This is a genomic window from Maricaulis maris, assembly GCF_036322705.1.
GTDB classification, from domain to species: domain Bacteria; phylum Pseudomonadota; class Alphaproteobacteria; order Caulobacterales; family Maricaulaceae; genus Maricaulis; species Maricaulis maris_B.
In genome coordinates, this window is the sequence record NZ_AP027270.1 from 1,474,293 (window position 1) to 1,492,876 (window position 18,584).

The following is an 18,584-nucleotide window of genomic DNA, read 5'->3' on the forward strand; positions in this document are numbered from 1 at the left end:
TGCTGTGCGTTGCGATCGAGAAGCGCATGCGGCTGGACACATCCTTGGTGGACATCGTAATCCCGAAAGCTAGCGATCTTGCTGCGCTGCGGCAATGGACGAGGCCTGTTGATGAAGATCGGAGCTGTGATCGTGGCCGCCGGGCGCGGCGAACGGGCCGGTGGCGGCGTGCCGAAACAGTATCGCGCACTGGCCGGTTCCAGTGTGCTTCATCGTAGTGTTCATGCCCTGCTTCATCATGACCGGATCATGGGTATCATCGTGGTGGTCAATCCGGACGACCGCGACCACCTGACCGCCGTCGAACAGGCACTCGGCCAGACCCTGACCACCGTCGCCGGTGGCGCGACCCGCACCGCCTCGGTCCGGGCCGGACTGGACGCCGCCCAAGCAGCCGGTTTTGATGCCGTCCTGATCCATGACGCCGCCCGTCCCTTTGTCAGCCCGGCGCTGCTCGACCGGCTCACCGACGCCCTCGCCGAGCATTCGGCGGTCATTCCGGCGCTGCCGATCGCCGATGCCCTGTTTCGCGGTGACGAGGCCGGCATGACCATGGGTGATCCGGTGTCGCGCGACGGGCTGTACGCCGCACAGACGCCGCAGGCCTTTCATCTGGCGCCGCTGCTGGCAGCCTATGACAGGCTCGGTGACACCGCCCTGCCCGATGATGCGGCGGTGATCCGGGCGGCGGGCGGCACGGTTGCACTGATGACCGGCGAGGCCGACAATTTCAAACTGACGACGCCGGCGGATTTCGCGCGGGCCGAGAGGATGCTGATGCCCGACGCGATCACCGTCACCGGACAGGGTTTTGACGTGCACCGTCTCGAAGCGGCCGACAGCATGTGGCTGTGCGGGATCGAGATCCGGGAGGGTCTGGGACTGGTCGGCCATTCCGACGCCGATGCCGGCCTGCATGCCCTGACCGACGCCATACTGGGCGCGGCGGGAGCCGGCGATATCGGCCAGCATTTCCCGCCGTCGGATCCACAATGGAAGGGCGCCGCCTCCGACGCCTTCCTGCTGCATGCCCTCAAACTGCTCGCCGAGGCCGGCGGACGCATCGTCCATGCCGACCTGACCCTGATCGCCGAACGGCCCAGGATCGGACCGTATCGCGACGCCATGCGGGCACGGGTGGCAGCACTGCTCGACCTGCCGCAGGCGCGGGTCAACATCAAGGCGACGACGACCGAGAAACTTGGATTTACCGGCCGCGGCGAAGGACTTGCCGCCCAGGCCATCATCACTGCGAGACTGTCATGATGTTCACCCATTCCCTGATCGAGCAGGCCGAAACGCTGATCGATCGCGCCCGCACTGCCGGCGTGATGATCGCCACCGCGGAAAGCTGCACCGGCGGGCTGGTCAGCGCGCTGCTGACCGAGATCCCCGGCTCCTCCGATGTCGTCGATCGTGGTTTCGTGACCTATTCCAACGCCGCCAAGACCGAGATGCTGGGCGTTCCGGCGCGGGTCATCGAGGCCAATGGCGCGGTCTCGGTCGAAGTCGCCCGGCGCATGGCCGATGAAGCCCTGCTGCGATCAAACGCCGATATCGCGGTCTCGATCACCGGCGTGGCGGGGCCCGGCGGCTCCGAACACAAGCCGGCCGGACTGGTCCATTTCGCCCTCGCCCGCCGTGACGGCCCGACCAGGACCGAGGTCCACCGCTTTGGCGACCGGGGCCGCGATGCGGTCCGGCTGGCCAGCGTGGCGACGGCGCTGGACCTATTGGCCGATGGCGTTGATTTCTTCGGTTAGGGCCAGACCGGGATCGCCGACGCGGGCATAGCGCCGCTCGGCCTCGGCGGAGAATTTCTGCACCAGGACCCGACCGGCGCGCTCGCGATTGCTGTCGAGCAGCAATTGCAGGATGGCGTTGCGAAACTCGGCCCGGATCGAGAAATCGACCAGGCAGGACCCGTCGGATAGCGCACTGAACCGCCAGTGGTTCTCCAGCACCCGGAAGGGCCCGGCGACGAAACCGACATCGATTGCGCGATGGGGCGCATCGGCCCGCACTTTCGAGGTGAAGCGCTCGGTGACGAATTTATAGCGCACGCGCGCTTCCGCGGTCAGCTCGGTTACCCCGTCCGCACGGCGCTCGTCCTGCACGCGCATTGCGGTGATCTGGGGAATGAATTCGGGATAGCGGCGCACATCACTGACCAGGGCGAACAGATCGTCCGCCGCGTGAAACAAGCGCAAGCGTTCGCGAACCTCGACAACCATGGCTACTGCCCCTGCCCCTGCCCGGATAAAGGCGCGATCAGCCGCGCGCCAGCTGCTGGTCGCGCGCTGCGCGCAGCTTCGCGAAATCATCACCGGCGTGATAGCTCGACCGGGTCAACGGCGTCGCCGAGACCATCAGGAAACCCTTGGCGCGGGCGATGGTCTCATAGGCCTTGAACTCGTCAGGATGCACGAACCGGTCGACGGCGGCGTGCTTGCGGGTCGGCTGGAGATACTGGCCGATGGTCAGGAAATCGATGCCGGCGGAGCGCATGTCGTCCATCACCTGCATGACTTCTTCCTTGGTCTCACCGAGGCCGACCATGATGCCCGACTTGGTGAATTGCGACGGATCGCGTTCCTTGACCCGCTCCAAAAGGCGCATCGAGTGGTAATAGCGCGCGCCCGGCCGGATCGAGAGATACAGGCGCGGCACGGTCTCGAGATTATGGTTGAAGACGTCCGGACGGGCGTCGATCACCGCTTCCGCGGCGCCCGGCTTGCGCAGGAAATCCGGCGTCAGGATCTCGATCGTGGTCCCCGGCGCGGCGCGGCGGATGGACTCGATCACGTCGACGAAATGCTGCGCCCCGCCATCATCGAGATCATCGCGGTCGACCGATGTGATGACGACATGATTGAGCCCCATCTGGGCGACCGCCTCGGCCACACGGCGCGGCTCATCGGTATCGACGGCGCCCGGCAGGCCGGTCTTGACGTTGCAGAAGGAACAGGCCCGGGTGCAGGTATCGCCCAGGATCATGAAGGTGGCGTGCTTCTGCTCCCAGCATTCCCCGATATTGGGACAGCCCGCCTCCTCGCACACCGTCACCAGACCGCCTTCCTTGACGATCTTCTGGGTCTCGGAAAACGTCTTGCCCAGAGGCGCCTTGACGCGGATCCAGTCCGGCTTGCGCAGCACCGGCGTATCCGCCCGCTTCTGCTTCTCCGGATGGCGAGCCGCGCGTGCGTCAGAGGCGGCGGAACGGGAGGATGTGTCGATCAGATTGGCCATGGGGGCGATGTATGACGCGGCGGGGGTTGTGGCAAGGTTGGGGGGCTGTGGTGGTGGCATTCCTTCTCCCTCGGGAGAAGGAAAGTCGCGATGCATAGGTCTGAAGGCGTTGCCTGAGCGGCGTCGCGCAACGGGTTCGTCACTCGACAATCTCGAACCAGCGGTCAACAGTCACCCCGTATACCGATGATCATCCAAGGTAGAGTCATTGACCGCCAATTTCCCGCCCACAAACGCACTGACGCAGGTCAGCATCACGTTCTCGTTCACAAATACGACAGGATGCATATCGGAATTCGAGGCCTGCATCGGACGAAAGGCGACAAAGTTCACCAAGAGGCCGGGTAGCCCCTTCCATCTCTGGGTCTGGGAGAAAAGGGCGTCGGATTGCGACGAGGCAACCATCAAGGCATTGGAGCACGAGCTGGTGGGCTTTCTCGCGACCATTCACGACAACGCCAAAGCTTATCTAAAACGCCATGCGACTAACATCGATGTAGAGCTTTTTGTGCGAGTGGGACCTGACGTTTATGTCGTCCAACAATTTTCTACGGAATGCTTGCGGACCCTCGCGGACTTGAACGCGACACTATGGGTGAAAGCGCTCTGATCAATAACAGGTCAGATGGGGTAAGCTCTCGCCCCCTCACCCGGCCTTCGGCCACCCTCTCCCCTGGGAGAGGGAAAGGCGCGGCCGCCTTTTTCCCCACTTGTGGGGAAGTGGGCCGGCGCGCAGCGTCGGGTCGATGGGGCCGAGCGTCAGCGAGGAGGCGCGTGGCATTCCGCCTGCGGCGGCCCCTCCGTCTCGCCCTGGCGGGCGACTCACCTACCCACGATGTGGGGAGGAAAGACGTGCGTTCTGCACTCGGCAACAAAAGCATTTTTCCCGGACGTGCGTCAGCGCGATCCGGGACCGACGGGGGACTCACCGCTGCAAGGCGGGGTTAGTTGGTCCCGGGTCTTCGCCCGGGAAAAATGATGAGGATGGGCGCGGACATCTGTGAACCGCTGCGTTGTTTTTTTCTCTCCTCAAAGAGTAAAGGCGGTGCCTCTCCGTCTTTCCCACAGCGAGGACAGGCCCCTCCGTCTCGCCCTGGCGGGCGCCCCACCTCCCCACGATGTGGGGAGGCAAGACGAGCGTTCTGCACTCCGCAACAATAGCATTTTTCCCGGACGCGCGTCGGCGCGATCCGGGACCGACAGGGGACTCACCGCTGCAAGGCGGGGTCAGTTGGTCCCGGGTCTTCGCCCGGGAAAAATGGTGGGGATGGCCGCGGACATCTATGAACCGCTGCGTTGTTTTTGTCTCTCCTCAAAGAGTAAAGGCGGTGCCTCTCCGTCTTCCCCACAGCGAGGACAGGCCCCTCCGTCTCGCCCTGGCGGGCGACCCACCTCCCCACGATGTGGGGAGGAAAAACGAGCGTTCTGCACTCCGCAACAAAAGCATTTTTCCCGGACGCGCGTCAGCGCGATCCGGGACCGACGGGGGACTCAGCGCTGCAAGGCGGGTCCGGTTGGTCCCGGGTCTTCGCCCGGGAAAAATGATGGGGGTGGGCGCCGAAATTGCCGATCCGCCGTGCGGCCTTTCTTTTCTTCCCCACCGCGTGGGCAGGCCTCTCCGCCTGCGGCACCCCGCCTCCGTCTCGCCCTGGCGGGCGATCCACCTCCCCATGATGTGGTGCGGGAAAGCGGACCGCACTCTGGCACCAACCACAGCTTGCATGGTATTGCGAACCCGCTAACCTCCCCTCACCTTATTGTTTGTGTTGAGGTTTTGGGGATGGTTGAGTTTCTTGGGGCTACCAGGCCGGCGGGGGTGACGGTTCATCTCATCGGGTTTCATGCCGCGGCGGACGGGGTCCGGCTTTATGACCGGATGGCGCTGGTGATGGATGGCGAAGGCCGGGTCTCGGGGACGCTGGACCGGATTGCCGAACGGGACGGCGTGGCGCGCGCTGGCGCTGTGCGCGGGCTCTGGGCCGGGGGACGACTGGCGCTGATGCTGGAATTTGCCGAGGACGGAACGACGGCGTCCGCGACCGGGGTGATGCTCGACCTGGCACCCGAGACGCGCAGCCATGGCGCTGCCCTGGTCGGACGGATTGCCGGCCAAGGGGCCCGGCCGGGCGGTGCGGCGGGCGCACAGGCGCAGCCCTATGTACTGGCCCATGCCCCCGCGGTACGGCTCGACCGCTCATCGACCCATGGCTGGGGCAGCGTGCTGGACTGTGCCGTAAAGCAGGGCGAGACCGTGCTCGGCATTCATGGTCCGGTCGGCCCGCGCCAGACGCCCTATTCCTTCAGCACCGATGATGGTCTGCATGTCGAGCCGACGGGCTATGGCCATTTCGTCAATCATGCCTGCGAGCCGAGCTGCGAGATCGTCTATGACGACGCGACCGCCCTGCCCACCCTGGTGGCGCTGCGCGATCTGGCGGCCGGGGATGAGGTGACGTTCGACTATACCCAGACCGAGGGCGATCTGGCCGGCAGCTTCGTGTGTCGCTGTCCGGCCAGGCTTCACAAGGTCTAGGCCGTCAGCCGCTCAGCCCGGCCGGGGCTCAATCGGAGAAGCGAACCCGGACCGGCGCGCGTCGTCCGGGCCCCTGCATGGCCGTGCGGACCCGCGAGTCAAAGCGCAGGTTGGTCATCATCACCTGGTCGTCGAATGTCTCCGAAAGCAGGTCATTATCGACGATGAAGGCGTTCTGCTCGGCCGGGACCGGCGCGGCGTAATAGATCCAGGCGTATTCGCCATCGGCCTCGGCGCCGACATAGGCGAGCTCCATCAGCTCGCCTTCGCTGTCGGCCATGCGAAACAGCGGGCCGGCATAGGCAGCGACGGCGGCGAGACCTTCCGGCGTGGCCAGGAAGGCGCTGGCGTCGAGCTCGGTGCGGTCGAGCGCTTCCATCAGATCGTGACCATAGACGCGGTGGATGATCTCCATCTCGCCGGTGCGCTCATTGACGGCGATCTCGGTGACGCCGGCATGCATGCGGTGAGCCGCCGACGGGGCTGTCACAAGGGACAGCCCCGCCAGGGCGATCAGGAGGGTGAGGCCGAAACGCAGGGTCATGGCGCCCTCCCCGATCCCTATTGCGGCCGCGTGCGGACGCTGTCGCGGGTCACCCGCAGGTCCTGGTCCGCCATCATGCTCGAGGGTGACGAGCTGGAGCGGTACAGCTCCAGACGGGTCGGCTCGATACGCGGCGGGAAGTAGTTGTCGGTGCGGTCAGCATCGGCAGTTTCCCACAGCGGGTCGAGTTCGACCGAGACCACCTGGCGGTCGGTGAGATAGGTCCAGGTCACGCTGTGCGGGTCATAGCGCCAGACTTCGGCCGGGATCCGGACAAGGTCGGTGGAGCCATCCGCGAAGGTGAATTCGAGGATGATCGGCATGACCACGCCGCCCTCATTGGTGAAGTCGAGATAATAGACCCGGTCACCGCTGTCGAGAATCTCCGCTTCCCAGTCCTCGAGCTCCTCACGCAGGTTCTCATAGGCTTCGCGCTCGCGATTGGTGACGGTGAATTGATCGTTCTCGGAATAGTAGTCGAGGACTTCCGGATTGCGCGAGGCATAGGTCGAGATGCCGTCCGCCCGGTTGGAGGCCTGCGTCAGGCTTTCCGGGTCGTTCGCCCCCTCGGTGCGCTCGAGCATGTTCTCGATTTCCGGGTTCTCGGTGTTGAAGCTGCCCTCGATGACGCGGTCGAGCGAAATGTCGACATGGTCGGTCGAGTAGAACCAACCGCGCCAGAACCAGTCGAGATCGACGCCGGACACTTCTTCCATCGTGCGGAAGAAGTCATAGGGCGTCGGGCGGCGGAAGCGCCAGCGACGGGAATAGGTGCGGAAAGCCTCGTCGAACAGCTCACGGCCGAGCACCGTCTCGCGCAGGATGACCAGCGCGATGGTCGGCTTGGAGTAGGCGTTCGGTCCGAACTGCACGATCGAGTCCGACTGGGTCATGATCGGCATCTGGTTGCTCGACACCATGTAGGAGGTGATCGAGTGGGGATCGCCGCGGCGGACCGGGAAATCCTCCTCCCACTGCCGCTCGGCCTGGAATTGCAGGAAGGAGTTCAGGCCCTCGTCCATCCAGGTCCACTGGCGCTCGTCGGAATTGACCGTCATCGGGAAATAGATGTGGCCGATCTCGTGGATGATCACGCCGATCAGGCCGCGCTTGGAGCCCAGCGAATAGGTCAGATTGCCGTCATCATCGACCGACGGACGGCCATAGGTGCCGCCATTGAAGGTGATCATCGGGTATTCCATCCCGCCCTGCGGACCGGCGATCGATTGCGCGACCGGATAGGGATAGGGGAAGGCGAAGCTGTTGTAGACGGCAAGCGTGTGCTCGATCGCCCGGGTCGAGAAGGTCGACCAAAGCGGCTCGCTCTCATTGGGGTAGAAGGACATCGCCATGACGAGGTTGGGGGCATCGCCCTCCCCGTCCTGCTCGACGCCGACCGCGTCCCAGATGAATTTGCGCGACCCGGCCCAGGCAAAGTCACGGACATTCTCGGCCCGGAACTCCCAGGTCGCCATCGACCGGGTGCCGCGGCGCTCATTGGCGCGGGCTTCGGCCGGGGTCACGATAAAGACCGGCTCGTCGGCGTCACGCGCCTGATCCAGACGGTCACGTTGCGGCTGGGTCAGGACCTCGTCGGCATTCTGCAGTACGCCGGTCGCCGAGACGATGAAGTCCTGCGGCACGGTGATGGAGACGTCGTAATCGCCGAATTCGAGACCGAATTCGCCGCGGCCGAGGAAGGCCTTGTTGTGCCAGCCCTCATAGTCGGAGAAGACCGCAGCGCGGGGGAACCACTGGGCGATCTGGTAGATGCAGTCACCGCCGGTATCGTCGCCCTCTTCAAAGCATTCCCAGCCGGCCCGGCCGCCAACGACCTGGGTCTCGATCAGGCGGTAGTCCCACTCAATGGTGAAGGTGACGCTGTCGCCGGTCTCCAGCACCTCATCGAGGTCGAGGCGCAGGAGCGTGTCGACGATGGTGAAGTCCATCGGCTCGCCATTGGCGTCGGTGACACCGGTGATGTTGAAGCCGTAGCCGTCATTCTCCAGCATCTGGCGGCGACGCACTGCGCTGGCCGAGATGCCGTCCGGGAAGGAGCCGCCGACCCGGCCGGCCGAGCGACCACCGCCGCCGACCGTCTCGGTCATCACGGCAATGGAGTCAGGGCGGAAGCGGTTCTGGTCGAGCAGGAACCACAGGAAGTCGAGGGTATCGGGCGCGTTGTTGGTGTAGGTGACCGTCTCGGTACCGAAGAGATGCTTGGCCTCTTCGTCGAGACGGATGTCGATGTCGTAATCGACCTGCTGCTGCCAGTAGTCCGGACCCGGTGCGCCGGTCGCCCGGCGCTCGCGGTTCGGCGACGGCCAGTCCTCGTCCTCGAGCTGACGGAAAGCGTCACGCCAGTCATTGACGGTCTGCTGGACAGGCTGGGCGACCGCGACGTTGAACGTCGCAGTTGCCGCAGCGAGAGCAATGAGAGTGAGAGTGCGCATTATTCCCCGATACCCCTGTTTTGGGACTAGATCGGGACGTGATTTAGCGCGCACGCCCGGCGAGGTCACCCCCGGCTTTCTGCATTGTCATGATGCATCTTGCCACCGGATGATCAGACCGCCGCGTCGGAGGCCAGCGCCGGTGTCACGTCGCGGCGCTTGCCGAGCGACAGCAACCAGGCCCCGAAGCCGATGAAGAGAAGGACAAAACCGGTCAGGACGCCGAGCACAGGAACAGCACCGAGGGCCGCGAAAACCGCGACAACGACGAAGGTCGAGAGCAAGCGCATCCCCAGGTTCAGCGTCTTCTCGTCCGGCCGGCGATTGAACGCCATGTCACCAATGGCAACAGCGCCAAAACCCATGCAGAGGAGCATGAACGGCCAGAACACGATCCACATGATCGGGATCAGCAGGATGCCCACGACGGTGATGGCCAGCAGCACGGTCATGGTGATCAGGAAGATCGGCGAAAGGGCGAAGCCGATAAAGCCGATAAAGCCGCTGACCACCGGACGCTCACGGAAGCGCCGTGCCACCGATGCGGTTCCGCCCGGAGCGACCAGACAGGCAAGGGCCGCCAGAAGAAAGACCGCGCCGGGGATGAAGAGCCCGAATATGCCGGTCGGGGCGTTGAAATCGACGTCAAAATCAACGTTTTCCCAGTCCTTGGCGCCGAAATTGAAATCGGAATACTCGTATTCGTAACTGCCGAAGCTGGTCCCGTCGGCGATCACCGGCTCCTGCCCGGACTGCACGGTCAGCGCGCCGACAATCCGGGTGCCTTCGAGAATGTAGACTTCCTCTGCCGTGATATCGACATCGTCCAGGAACACACCCGACAGATGGATTTCCCCACCCTCGATCTCGACCCGGCCGGAGATCTCGCCGGCGAGATGGACTTCGCCGCCGACGACTTCGGCGGTTCCGCCGACTCGGCTTGCGCGGCTGGTCTCGACATAGCCCCCGGCCAGCTTGGCGGCGCCGGCGACCTGGCTGTCAATCTCGACATTGCCAGCGGCGGCATTCAGCATGCCACCGATCGCGCCCGAGACCTCGATATCACCGCCTGCGAAATTGGCGTCACCGGAGACATTGGAACGGGACTGAAGATCGCCACCGGCGAGATCCAGATCCTCGCCAATCGTCCCCGCCACATCGATCTCACCGCCGGCCAGCTGGACCGAGCCGGTCACATCCGCATTGACGCGAATACTGCCGGCAACGCCCTTGATGTCACCATTGATCTGGCCGCGAACATCAATCTCCCCGCCGAGGAAGATCACGTCATCATTGCTGCCGTCGATCGCCACATCGCCGCCAATCACCTGGGCGGTGGCGGAGCCTGCGAACATGGATATGGCCAGCCCCCCGGCCATGATCCATTTCTTCATTGAGTTGAAATCCATCATCAAATCTCCCTGCGCCCCCCGGCGGTCAGGTCAAGGTTGAAAGCACGGTGTGTGACAGGATCAGCTTTGCACCAGATCGTCACAGTCGCGACCATTGCGGGGACGGTAGTCCAGTCCGGAGACGCGGGCCCCCGATTCGGTCGTCGGTGCCGTTTCGGCCCAGACGATCAGACCGTCGCGAACCTGGCTGGTGCCGGAGAACACGACCGAGATCGCGCAGATTTCTCCGCCCCCGGCGAGAACGCCGCTGACCTCGACAAGGCCGCGCTGATTGCCGCGGCGCGAATTGCGCAACTCTTCTGCCGCAACCAGCCGGACCGGGCCCGTGGCCTCGCCGGAAAAGCGGATCTGGTCTGCCTGGGCGTTCAGCACGTCGCCGAACCAGCCACCGACTTCCATCTCACCCGCCGCCAGGGCGGCTTCGCCGTGAACCCGGCCCGAGAACGTGATTTCGCCACCGGCCAGGCTGAGATCATTGCCGACCTCCGCCGAGAACACGATGTCGCCACCGGCAATGGAGGCTTCGCGGCCAACCCGGCCGGAGAAATTGATGTCACCGCCCGCGATAGAGGCATCACCACCGATATCGAGATCATCGATATCGACATCGCCCGCCACCAGGCTGAGGTCGCCGCCAAGACGGCCCCGGAGATTCACATCACCGGCGAGACGGCTGTAATCGCCGTCCCGGTCCAGCACCACATAGCCGTCGGCTGTGCGAACGGTATGGGTCCGCAGCATCTTGCTGTCGTCACCATCATCCGCCACGACGATGACGCAACCGGATGTCATCAGGGCGGTGGTCAGGGCCGAAGCGGCCAGCAGGACCTTTTGCATGTCAGTCTCCGTACAATTCAGGGCTGTTCGAAGCCCCGGTCAAACGCTCCCCAGCGATCAGTCGAAGCTTACATTATCGAAATTCGATATCAACCAGTTTTTTCGTTATTCGATAAATTATTTCCGTATATCGCGATATGAAGGCTCCGAATGCATGTGAATCAGGCCTCCCCCTTCCCTATGCGTCAGCCCTGCGTAATATCGCTGTCGATACGAGCGTCCACACAAGAAGGACGCCGATGGGAGGATCACATGGTTGACACGACTGCCGCCGGAATGGCTCCGGACGAGACCCGCTTGCCGGAGATCGGACACGTCTTTTCGGGCCCCGACTTCAACCTGGCCCGTATCCGCAAGTCGGTGTTCGCAGCCCTGCTTGATTCAAAGCGGCGGTATGGTGGCAAGAAGCTGGCGACCATCGATGCTGACGGACGTGAGCTCACTTATGGTGACCTGACCAAGGCCGCCTTCGCGCTTGGCCATGCGCTCAAGGCGGGCACGGAATCCGGCGAAGCCGTGGGCGTCCTGCTCCCGACCGGCGCCGGGGCGATCATCTCGTTTTACGCCATCTCCGCCTATGGCCGGGTCCCGGCAATGCTCAATTTCACGGCTGGCGAACGCGCCCTCAAGGCTGCTTGCCGGGCCTGCAAGGCCAAGCGGATCGTCACGGCGCGCCGGTTCATCGAACTGGGCGAGCTGCAGGAGCTTGAGGCGGCCCTCAAGGAAGATCATGAGCTGATCTATCTCGAGGATGTCCGCGAGAATCTCTCGACCATGGACAAGGTTGCCGCCGCCGTCGGGCTGGTCGCGCCCTTCCTGGTGCATGCGCATCCCGATCCCGACAGCCCGGCCGTCTACCTCTTCACCTCCGGTACGGAAGGCGACCCGAAGGGCGTCGTTCTCAGCCACGCCAACCTGCTCGCCAATGTCGAGCAGGTTCGCGACCACATCGAGATCTATCCGACCGACAAGGTGTTCAACCCGATGCCCACCTTCCACTGCTTTGGCTTGACCGGCGGCGTCCTGGTGCCGCTGGGGCTCGGGGTTCCGGCGATCTGCCACCCGACACCGCTCCAGGCCAAGACCATCGTCAAACGCATCGCCGAGACGCAGGCGACCATCCTGTTCGCTACCGACACCTTCATGAACCAGTATGCCCGCGCTGCCGATGGTGAGGACCTGTCCTCCCTGCGCATGGCGGTCTGCGGGGCCGAGCGGGTCAAGGACGAGACCCGTTCCTCGCTGCGTCGCCGTTTCAATCTGGAGATCGTCGAGGGCTATGGCCTGACCGAGGCCGCACCGGTCTTCTCCGTCAACCAGCCGAACAATAACCGCCCGGGCACGGTCGGCCAGATCATGCCCGGCTGCCAGGCCAAGCTGGTTTCCGTCCCGGGGATCGACAATGGCGGCCAGCTGCACATCAAGGGGCCGAACATCATGAAGGGCTATATCCGCCCCGATGCGCCGCTGGTGCTGGAGGCTCCCGAGGACGGCTGGCACGATACCGGCGATATCGTGTCGATCGACGAGGACGGCTTCATCTCGATCCGCGGGCGCGTCAAGCGTTTCGCCAAGATGGGCGGCGAGATGGTGTCGCTGGCGGTGGTGGAGAACTGTGCGACCTCGCTCTGGCCCGACAATATGCACGCTGCCGCGGCCATTCCGGACAAACGCAAGGGCGAGCAGATCATCCTGCTCACCGATTACGACAAGGCCGATCGCGCCGACCTCGTGGCCTTCGCCCGCAATCACGGCATCTCCGATCTCGCCATTCCGCGCAAGATCATCCGGGTCGACTCGATCCCGGTTCTGGGAACCGGCAAGACCGATTACGGAACGGTGCAGAAAACGGTCGAGACGATGATGGCCGAGGACGCCAAACCGGTGGCACAGCCGGCGGAGTAGCCGCTCGCCGCCCCAAGCCCCTGTCCGTTCGGAGAGACGCCATGACGCTTGAAGCGAAACGCACACCGGATGACCGTTTCGACGGGCTGCCGGACTGGCCCTATGCACCGCACTATGTCGAGGACCTCGCGGGCTATGAGGGGCTGCGCCTGCACTATGTCGACGAAGGCCCGCGATCCGGCGCGCCCGTTTTCCTGTGCCTGCACGGCGAACCAAGCTGGGCCTATCTCTATCGCAAGATGATACCGGTCTTTCTGGAGGCCGGTGCCCGCGTCATCGCGCCGGATTTCTTCGGGTTCGGACGGTCGGACAAGCCGGTCGACAATGCGGCCTACACCTTCGACTTTCATCGCAACGCCCTGAAAGCCTTCTTCGAGCGGATGGATGTGCAGGATGTCTGCCTGGTCTGTCAGGACTGGGGCGGGCTGCTCGGCCTGACCATCCCGATGGATTATCCGGACCGCTTCACCCGCCTGCTGGTCATGAATACCGGTCTCGGGATCGGTCAACCGGCCGGGCCCGGGTTCGACGCCTGGCGCGATTATGTCGCCAATACGCCGAATTTCGACATCGGCGCCCTGATGAAACGTGCCACATCCATTCTGACCGATGCGGAAGTGGAGGCTTACAACGCCCCCTTCCCCGACAACAGCTACAAGGCCGGGGCGCGAACCTTCCCCAGCCTCGTCCCGACCGATCCGGCGATGGATGGCGTTGACACCAGCAAACGCGCCGCGACCTTCTGGAATACCCAGTGGTCCGGCGACAGCTTCATGGCGATCGGGATGCAGGACCCGGTCCTTGGCCCGCCGGCCATGACGGCCCTGTCCAAGCTGATCCGCAATTGCCCGCCGCCGATGGAAATCGCCGATGGCGGGCATTTCGTGCAGGAATGGGGCGAGCCGATCGCCCGCGCAGCGCTCAAACGGTTCGCGCTGGCCTGACCACGTTCCGCGAACGGGTCGGACACCTTCCCAACCCGCTAAATGTGCAGCGCGCGCCCATAGGCGTCGAGCACGCTCTCATGCATCATTTCCGACAGGGTCGGATGCGGGAAGACCGTGTGCATGAGTTCGGCCTCGGTGGTCTCCAGCTGACGTCCGACAACATAGCCCTGGATCATCTCGGTCACTTCCGGACCGACCATGTGGGCGCCCAGGAGCTCCCCGGTCTTGGCATCAAAAATGGTCTTCACCAGACCCTGATCATCGCCCAGGGCAATCGCCTTGCCATTGCCCACGAAGGGGAAGCGGCCAACCTTGACCTCGTGTCCGGCCGCCTTGGCCTTGTCCTCGGTCAGCCCGACCGACGCCACCTGCGGGTGGCAATAGGTACAGCCGGGGATATTCCCGGTTTCGAAGGGATGGACCTGCTCGCCGGCGATCTTCTCGATACACACGACGCCTTCATGGCTCGCCTTGTGCGCCAGCCAGGGCGGACCGGCGACATCACCGATGGCATAGAGGCCTTTGACATTGGTCCGTCCGAACCCGTCATTGACGACATGGCCGCGCTCGATCTTCACGCCGAGTGCTTCCAGCCCCATATTCTCGATATTGGCGACGATACCGACGGCCATGATGACCTTCTCGACCTCGATGATCTCGACCTTGCCCTTGGCGTTCATGACGTGGACCTTCACCGTCCTGGCGGTTTTCTCGAGCTTCTCGACCTGGGCCGAGACCAGCAGGTTCATGCCCTGCTTCTTGAAGCTCTTGGCGGCAAGGGCGGAGATTTCCGCATCCTCGACCGGCAGGACCCGGTCCATCATCTCGACCACCGTGACCTCGGCCCCCATGGTCCGGTAGAAGCTGGCGAACTCGATACCGATCGCGCCCGAGCCAATGACCAGCAGGGATTTGGGCATCTCGCTGGGCACCATCGCCTCACGATAGGTCCAGATCTTGTCACCATCGGGCTCCAGTCCGGCGGCCGGGATGGTGCGCGCGCGTGCGCCGGTGGCGAGGATCACGTGTTTGGCTGTGTAGCGGTCCTTGCCGACCACAACCTCCGGCGCGTCCTTGCCCTTGTCGAGCTTGGCGCTGCCCTCGATCACCGTGATCTTGTGCTTCTTCATCAACGAGCCGATCCCGCCGGTCAGGCGCGAGGAGACCTTGCGGGAGCGCTTGACGACGGCCTCGATGTCAAAACCGATCTTTTCCGCCGACAGGCCGAAATCGGCGGCGTGCTGCATCAGGTGATAGACCTCGGCCGAGCGCAGCAGCGCCTTGGTCGGGATGCAGCCCCAGTTGAGGCAGATGCCCCCCAACTGGTCACGTTCGACAACCGCCGTCTTGAAGCCAAGCTGGGCGGCGCGAATCGCCGCCACATAGCCGCCCGGACCACCACCGATCACAATTACGTCGAAAGCCCCTGCGCTCATGGTCGTCCTCATTTATTTTGCATACGAAATTTATGCGGGAAACCTGATTTCGGGATAGCAGCACGAGCGCATCGGATCAATGCGGCACACTCCGGGCAAACCGTCTGCGTCCTGACGTCTATTCCGCGGCCTCGCCGGCATCGGCATAGACCGAGCGCCGGGGACGGGCCAGGACCCGCCGGACCATGGGCTCGAAGACCGAGAGCGGCTCGCTGTCATAGTCCGGGTCGAATGCGGTCTGGTCATACTTGGCGCAGAATTCCTCACAAGCCGCGAAATGGGGGTGATCCCGATATTGCTCCCGCATGTCGCGGTCACCGCCGATATGGTGGAAGAAATAATAGCCCTGGAAGATCCCGTGATGAGCGACGATCCAGTGGTTCTCCTCGCTGATGAAGGGTTTGAGGATCGCGGCTGCAATGTCGGGGTGATTATAGCTGCCGAGCGTGTCGCCGACATCGTGCAGCAGGGCCATCACGACATACTCCTCATCGCGCCCATCACGCATCGCCCGGGTCGCGGTCTGCAGGGAGTGCTGCATCCGGTCGATCGGGAACCCGCCGAAATCACCATCCAGAAGCCTCAGATGAGCCAGCACGCGGTCCGGCAGGTCTTTGGCAAAAGCGCCGAACTGGGTCGCGATCACGCTCCAGTCCTCTGCCGTGCCCTCGTCCATGGCCCTGAATTTTGCGCGCGGCGCGCTGGCGTCCTGATGCGACATGATGACCTCCCGTTTGGGCATACCCTGACCTCGAAAGAAAGCCGAGACAAGGCCCGCCGCTGAGCGCGATCGGGTCTAGAGATCGACCAGGGTCTGGGTCAGGTCGCTGTCCGGATTGTCGCCGGTATTGGTCACGCCAGCCTTCTCGATCAGCAGGATATGAACGGTTTCGCTCTGGGTGACGGGGCGATGGCGGACCCCCTTGGGAATCACGCACAGCTCGCCCGGGCCGAGAATGACCGGGTCCTGACCGTCGATCTCGATCCGCAGAATGCCCTGGGTAACGAGAAAGAGCTCGTCCTCCTCGACATGGCAGTGCCAGTCAAACGCACCGGCCCCCTTGGCCAATTTGACCTCGTAATCATCCAGCTTGGCGATGCGTTTGGGGGACCAGGCCTCGTCGAACTGGCTGTGTTTTTCCACCAGCGAGATCGTTTTCACCGCCATCCCAGTCTCCCCGTCTCGCGACTCGCGTTTCACTGCCGCCTCAGGCAATGAGACTAGCGGTTGGGGAGCAAAGTCAAAATGGCGGGAATCAGCGATCTGAACGTGCTGCTTGCCGGATTGCGGCCAGAGCCGGATCCGGTGCGCTACGGCTTTGTCACTGGTCCGGCCGACCGGTTGGCTCCGTACGAGCACGCAGCCCTGATGCGCTTTGCCGAGGCCGAAGGGGTCACGCTCATCCTGCCGTTCGAACACGCCGAAGCCGCCGGGCTCTCGCCCGTCTTTCCCTGCCGGCGCATTACGCTGGCGATCCATTCCTCGCTGGAGGCCGTCGGTTTCATGGCTCATGTCGCCGCTGCCCTGGCGGCGGAGGGGATTGGTTGCAACCCGGTCGCCGGCTATTTCCATGATCATGTCTTCGTCCCGGAAGACCGGCTCGGTGATGCGCTGGCCGCCCTCAAGGCGCTGGCGCGCGCGAGCGGGCGCGAATTCGATTGACCCGGGGCGGTCGCCAGCCTAACAGCGCGCTTCCTGACCGGATGGATCGTCCCGCGTGAGCCTATTGCCCTCAGGCCTGACCGGCCTGCCTGCCTTCGATATCGACCCGCTGTGCGACGCCCTCGCCGGTCCCGGATTTGCGGCCATGCGTCTGGTCGACACGGAGATGCTGACGGCGCTCCGGCACGAGGCGACCGAACTATGGCAGGACGAGGCGTTGACACCGGCCGGGATCGGCCGCGCCGAGGATCATGAACTGATCGCTCGGATCCGGCGCGACAAGACGAAATGGCTCGATGGATCGACGCCGGCCCAGACAGCCTATCTGGCCTTCGCCGAGACCCTGCGCCGCGACATCAATGCGCGGCTCATGCTGGGCCTGTTCGCCTTCGAGGCGCACTACGCCGTCTATGAGGCCGGCGCCTTCTACAAGCGCCATGTCGACAGCTTCCGCGGCGCCCGCAACCGGGTCCTGTCAACCGTGCTCTATCTCAATCCGGACTGGCGCGAGGGCGATGGCGGCCATTTGCGCATCTATGGCCCGGACGACAGCGTGCTGACCGAATTGCGCCCCGAATTCGGCACGCTGGCCGTCTTCCTGTCCGAGGAAATCCCGCACGAGGTCACCGTCTCGCATCGCGAGCGCTTCTCGATCGCCGGCTGGCACCGCTGCAATGATCGCGGCCTGGCACCGGCCCTGCAGACCCGCGCCCTGCCGATCGCGCCCTAGTCGAGCGGATTGGCGGGCGTTGGCTTCCCGGCGCTGTCCAGCGCCACCATGACATAATCCGCCTCACCGACCTTGCGTCGCTCGCCGCTCATCAGGTCCTCGGCCTCGGCGAGCACCTTGACGCTCATCGAGGTGCGCCCGACCGACTGCACGTCGGCGATTACGTCGAGCAATTCACCCTCACGGGTTGGCGCAATGAAGTCGATCTTGTCCGACGCGGCCATGCCGACATCGCAGCGCGTATGGCGCGAAGCGGCGATATAGGCGGCCTTGCCCATCAGTGACATGGCATTGCCGCCAAACAGCTGGCCGAGATGATTGGTGTCACCGGGGAAAACCAGCTGAAGCGTGCGGGCATAGCCCGGAGGGCTGGCGGCAAACTCCGGTTTGGCGTCGGGCGATGGCGGCAGCCGGTCGGGATTGGTCTTGCGATCGGCCGCAACCATGGTGAAGGCCCCGCGCGTGCAGACATGGCGGGTGCCGGTGATGAGATTTTCCGCCGCCAGTTCGACATCAACGATCATCGAGGTCCGGCCGACCATGCGCACCTGACCGGTCAGCTCGACCAGATCCCCAACATGGGCGGGTGCGACGAAATCGAGCTTGTCACAGGAGGCGGTCACGAAGGGCCGACGCGCATGGCGGGCCGCGATCAGGAAGGCCAGCTTGTCCATCTCGGCCATCGCCGCGCCGCCGAAATAGCTGCCCTGGTGATTGGTCTGGTGCGGGAAGACGAGATCGGTGTGCCGGATCTCTGCGAGATGGCGGGGCTGGGTCATGGGGATGGGCTCACTCTATCGGTGATCGCAAGGGGCCGGCGCTTGCGCACGTCCACTCATTGATCGCTTGCCGAGACGGAGCCTCAGCGTGTTTTT

Annotated in this window: 18 protein-coding genes; 8 read left to right on the plus strand and 10 right to left on the minus strand. The window is 64.0% G+C overall.

Annotated elements, in window-relative coordinates; translation table 11 throughout:
- The first annotated feature begins 108 nt into the window (after positions 1 to 108).
- Positions 109 to 1,266, plus strand: a complete 1,158-nt coding sequence (locus AAA969_RS06900; RefSeq protein WP_425324995.1) for a bifunctional 2-C-methyl-D-erythritol 4-phosphate cytidylyltransferase/2-C-methyl-D-erythritol 2,4-cyclodiphosphate synthase — start codon at positions 109 to 111, stop codon at positions 1,264 to 1,266.
- Positions 1,263 to 1,763 carry a CinA family protein gene (locus AAA969_RS06905; protein WP_338244986.1) on the plus strand — a complete coding sequence of 167 codons (501 nt, stop codon included), beginning with the start codon at positions 1,263 to 1,265 and terminating at the stop codon, positions 1,761 to 1,763. The genes AAA969_RS06900 and AAA969_RS06905 overlap by 4 nt, the downstream gene beginning before the upstream one ends.
- Here AAA969_RS06905 and AAA969_RS06910 read toward each other — a convergent pair.
- Positions 1,731 to 2,234 carry a type II toxin-antitoxin system RatA family toxin gene (locus AAA969_RS06910; protein ID WP_338244988.1) on the minus strand — a complete coding sequence of 168 codons (504 nt, stop codon included), beginning with the start codon at positions 2,232 to 2,234 and terminating at the stop codon, positions 1,731 to 1,733. The two genes, AAA969_RS06905 and AAA969_RS06910, sit on opposite strands and share 33 nt — an antisense overlap.
- A gap of 37 nt (positions 2,235 to 2,271) precedes the next feature.
- Positions 2,272 to 3,249 (minus strand): lipoyl synthase, encoded by a 978-nt coding sequence (gene lipA, locus AAA969_RS06915; RefSeq protein ID WP_338244990.1) that lies wholly within the window; start codon positions 3,247 to 3,249, stop codon positions 2,272 to 2,274.
- Between the two features lie 208 nt (positions 3,250 to 3,457).
- Between lipA and AAA969_RS06920 the strand changes: the two genes are divergently transcribed.
- Positions 3,458 to 3,859 (plus strand): hypothetical protein, encoded by a 402-nt coding sequence (locus AAA969_RS06920; protein WP_338244992.1) that lies wholly within the window; start codon positions 3,458 to 3,460, stop codon positions 3,857 to 3,859.
- A gap of 1,206 nt (positions 3,860 to 5,065) precedes the next feature.
- Entirely contained in the window at positions 5,066 to 5,782 is a 717-nt protein-coding gene (locus AAA969_RS06925; protein WP_338244994.1) for an SET domain-containing protein-lysine N-methyltransferase, read from the plus strand.
- A gap of 28 nt (positions 5,783 to 5,810) precedes the next feature.
- Here the strand turns inward: AAA969_RS06925 and AAA969_RS06930 are convergent, their stop codons facing one another.
- The 4 genes from AAA969_RS06930 to AAA969_RS06945 all read right to left on the minus strand — a co-directional run bounded on the left by AAA969_RS06930 (position 5,811) and on the right by AAA969_RS06945 (position 11,028).
- Complete coding sequence (locus AAA969_RS06930; RefSeq protein ID WP_338244996.1) at positions 5,811 to 6,326, minus strand: DUF6702 family protein; 516 nt, start codon at positions 6,324 to 6,326, stop codon at positions 5,811 to 5,813.
- A 17-nt stretch (positions 6,327 to 6,343) separates the two neighbouring features.
- The gene (locus tag AAA969_RS06935) at positions 6,344 to 8,779 is read right to left on the minus strand and encodes a M1 family metallopeptidase (protein ID WP_338244998.1); all 2,436 of its coding nucleotides are present in this window, start codon (positions 8,777 to 8,779) and stop codon (positions 6,344 to 6,346) included.
- Positions 8,780 to 8,892: 113 nt separating this feature from the next.
- Positions 8,893 to 10,191: a hypothetical protein gene (locus AAA969_RS06940; protein ID WP_338245000.1), complete on the minus strand. Its 1,299-nt coding sequence runs from the start codon at positions 10,189 to 10,191 to the stop codon at positions 8,893 to 8,895.
- A 60-nt stretch (positions 10,192 to 10,251) separates the two neighbouring features.
- Entirely contained in the window at positions 10,252 to 11,028 is a 777-nt protein-coding gene (locus AAA969_RS06945) for a hypothetical protein (RefSeq protein ID WP_338245001.1), read from the minus strand.
- A 252-nt stretch (positions 11,029 to 11,280) separates the two neighbouring features.
- On the opposite strand from AAA969_RS06945, the gene AAA969_RS06950 reads away from it, so the two are divergent.
- Positions 11,281 to 12,933 (plus strand): AMP-binding protein, encoded by a 1,653-nt coding sequence (locus AAA969_RS06950; protein ID WP_338245003.1) that lies wholly within the window; start codon positions 11,281 to 11,283, stop codon positions 12,931 to 12,933.
- Between the two features lie 41 nt (positions 12,934 to 12,974).
- Positions 12,975 to 13,877, plus strand: a complete 903-nt coding sequence (locus tag AAA969_RS06955; protein ID WP_338245005.1) for a haloalkane dehalogenase — start codon at positions 12,975 to 12,977, stop codon at positions 13,875 to 13,877.
- Between the two features lie 38 nt (positions 13,878 to 13,915).
- Here AAA969_RS06955 and lpdA read toward each other — a convergent pair whose 3' ends face one another.
- The 3 genes from lpdA to AAA969_RS06970 all read right to left on the minus strand — a co-directional run bounded on the left by lpdA (position 13,916) and on the right by AAA969_RS06970 (position 16,484).
- Positions 13,916 to 15,316: a dihydrolipoyl dehydrogenase gene (lpdA, locus tag AAA969_RS06960; protein WP_338245007.1), complete on the minus strand. Its 1,401-nt coding sequence runs from the start codon at positions 15,314 to 15,316 to the stop codon at positions 13,916 to 13,918.
- A 118-nt stretch (positions 15,317 to 15,434) separates the two neighbouring features.
- Positions 15,435 to 16,037: an HD domain-containing protein gene (locus tag AAA969_RS06965; RefSeq protein WP_338245010.1), complete on the minus strand. Its 603-nt coding sequence runs from the start codon at positions 16,035 to 16,037 to the stop codon at positions 15,435 to 15,437.
- 75 nt (positions 16,038 to 16,112) lie between these two features.
- Positions 16,113 to 16,484, minus strand: a complete 372-nt coding sequence (locus AAA969_RS06970; RefSeq protein WP_338245012.1) for a cupin domain-containing protein — start codon at positions 16,482 to 16,484, stop codon at positions 16,113 to 16,115.
- Positions 16,485 to 16,562: 78 nt separating this feature from the next.
- Between AAA969_RS06970 and AAA969_RS06975 the strand changes: the two genes are divergently transcribed.
- Positions 16,563 to 16,979 carry an ACT domain-containing protein gene (locus AAA969_RS06975; RefSeq protein ID WP_338245014.1) on the plus strand — a complete coding sequence of 139 codons (417 nt, stop codon included), beginning with the start codon at positions 16,563 to 16,565 and terminating at the stop codon, positions 16,977 to 16,979.
- A 55-nt stretch (positions 16,980 to 17,034) separates the two neighbouring features.
- Positions 17,035 to 17,709 carry a 2OG-Fe(II) oxygenase gene (locus AAA969_RS06980; protein ID WP_338245016.1) on the plus strand — a complete coding sequence of 225 codons (675 nt, stop codon included), beginning with the start codon at positions 17,035 to 17,037 and terminating at the stop codon, positions 17,707 to 17,709.
- On the opposite strand, the gene AAA969_RS06985 is transcribed toward AAA969_RS06980, so the two are convergent.
- Positions 17,706 to 18,488 (minus strand): acyl-CoA thioesterase, encoded by a 783-nt coding sequence (locus AAA969_RS06985; RefSeq protein WP_338245018.1) that lies wholly within the window; start codon positions 18,486 to 18,488, stop codon positions 17,706 to 17,708. The two genes, AAA969_RS06980 and AAA969_RS06985, sit on opposite strands and share 4 nt — an antisense overlap.
- Positions 18,489 to 18,584 lie beyond the last annotated feature (96 nt).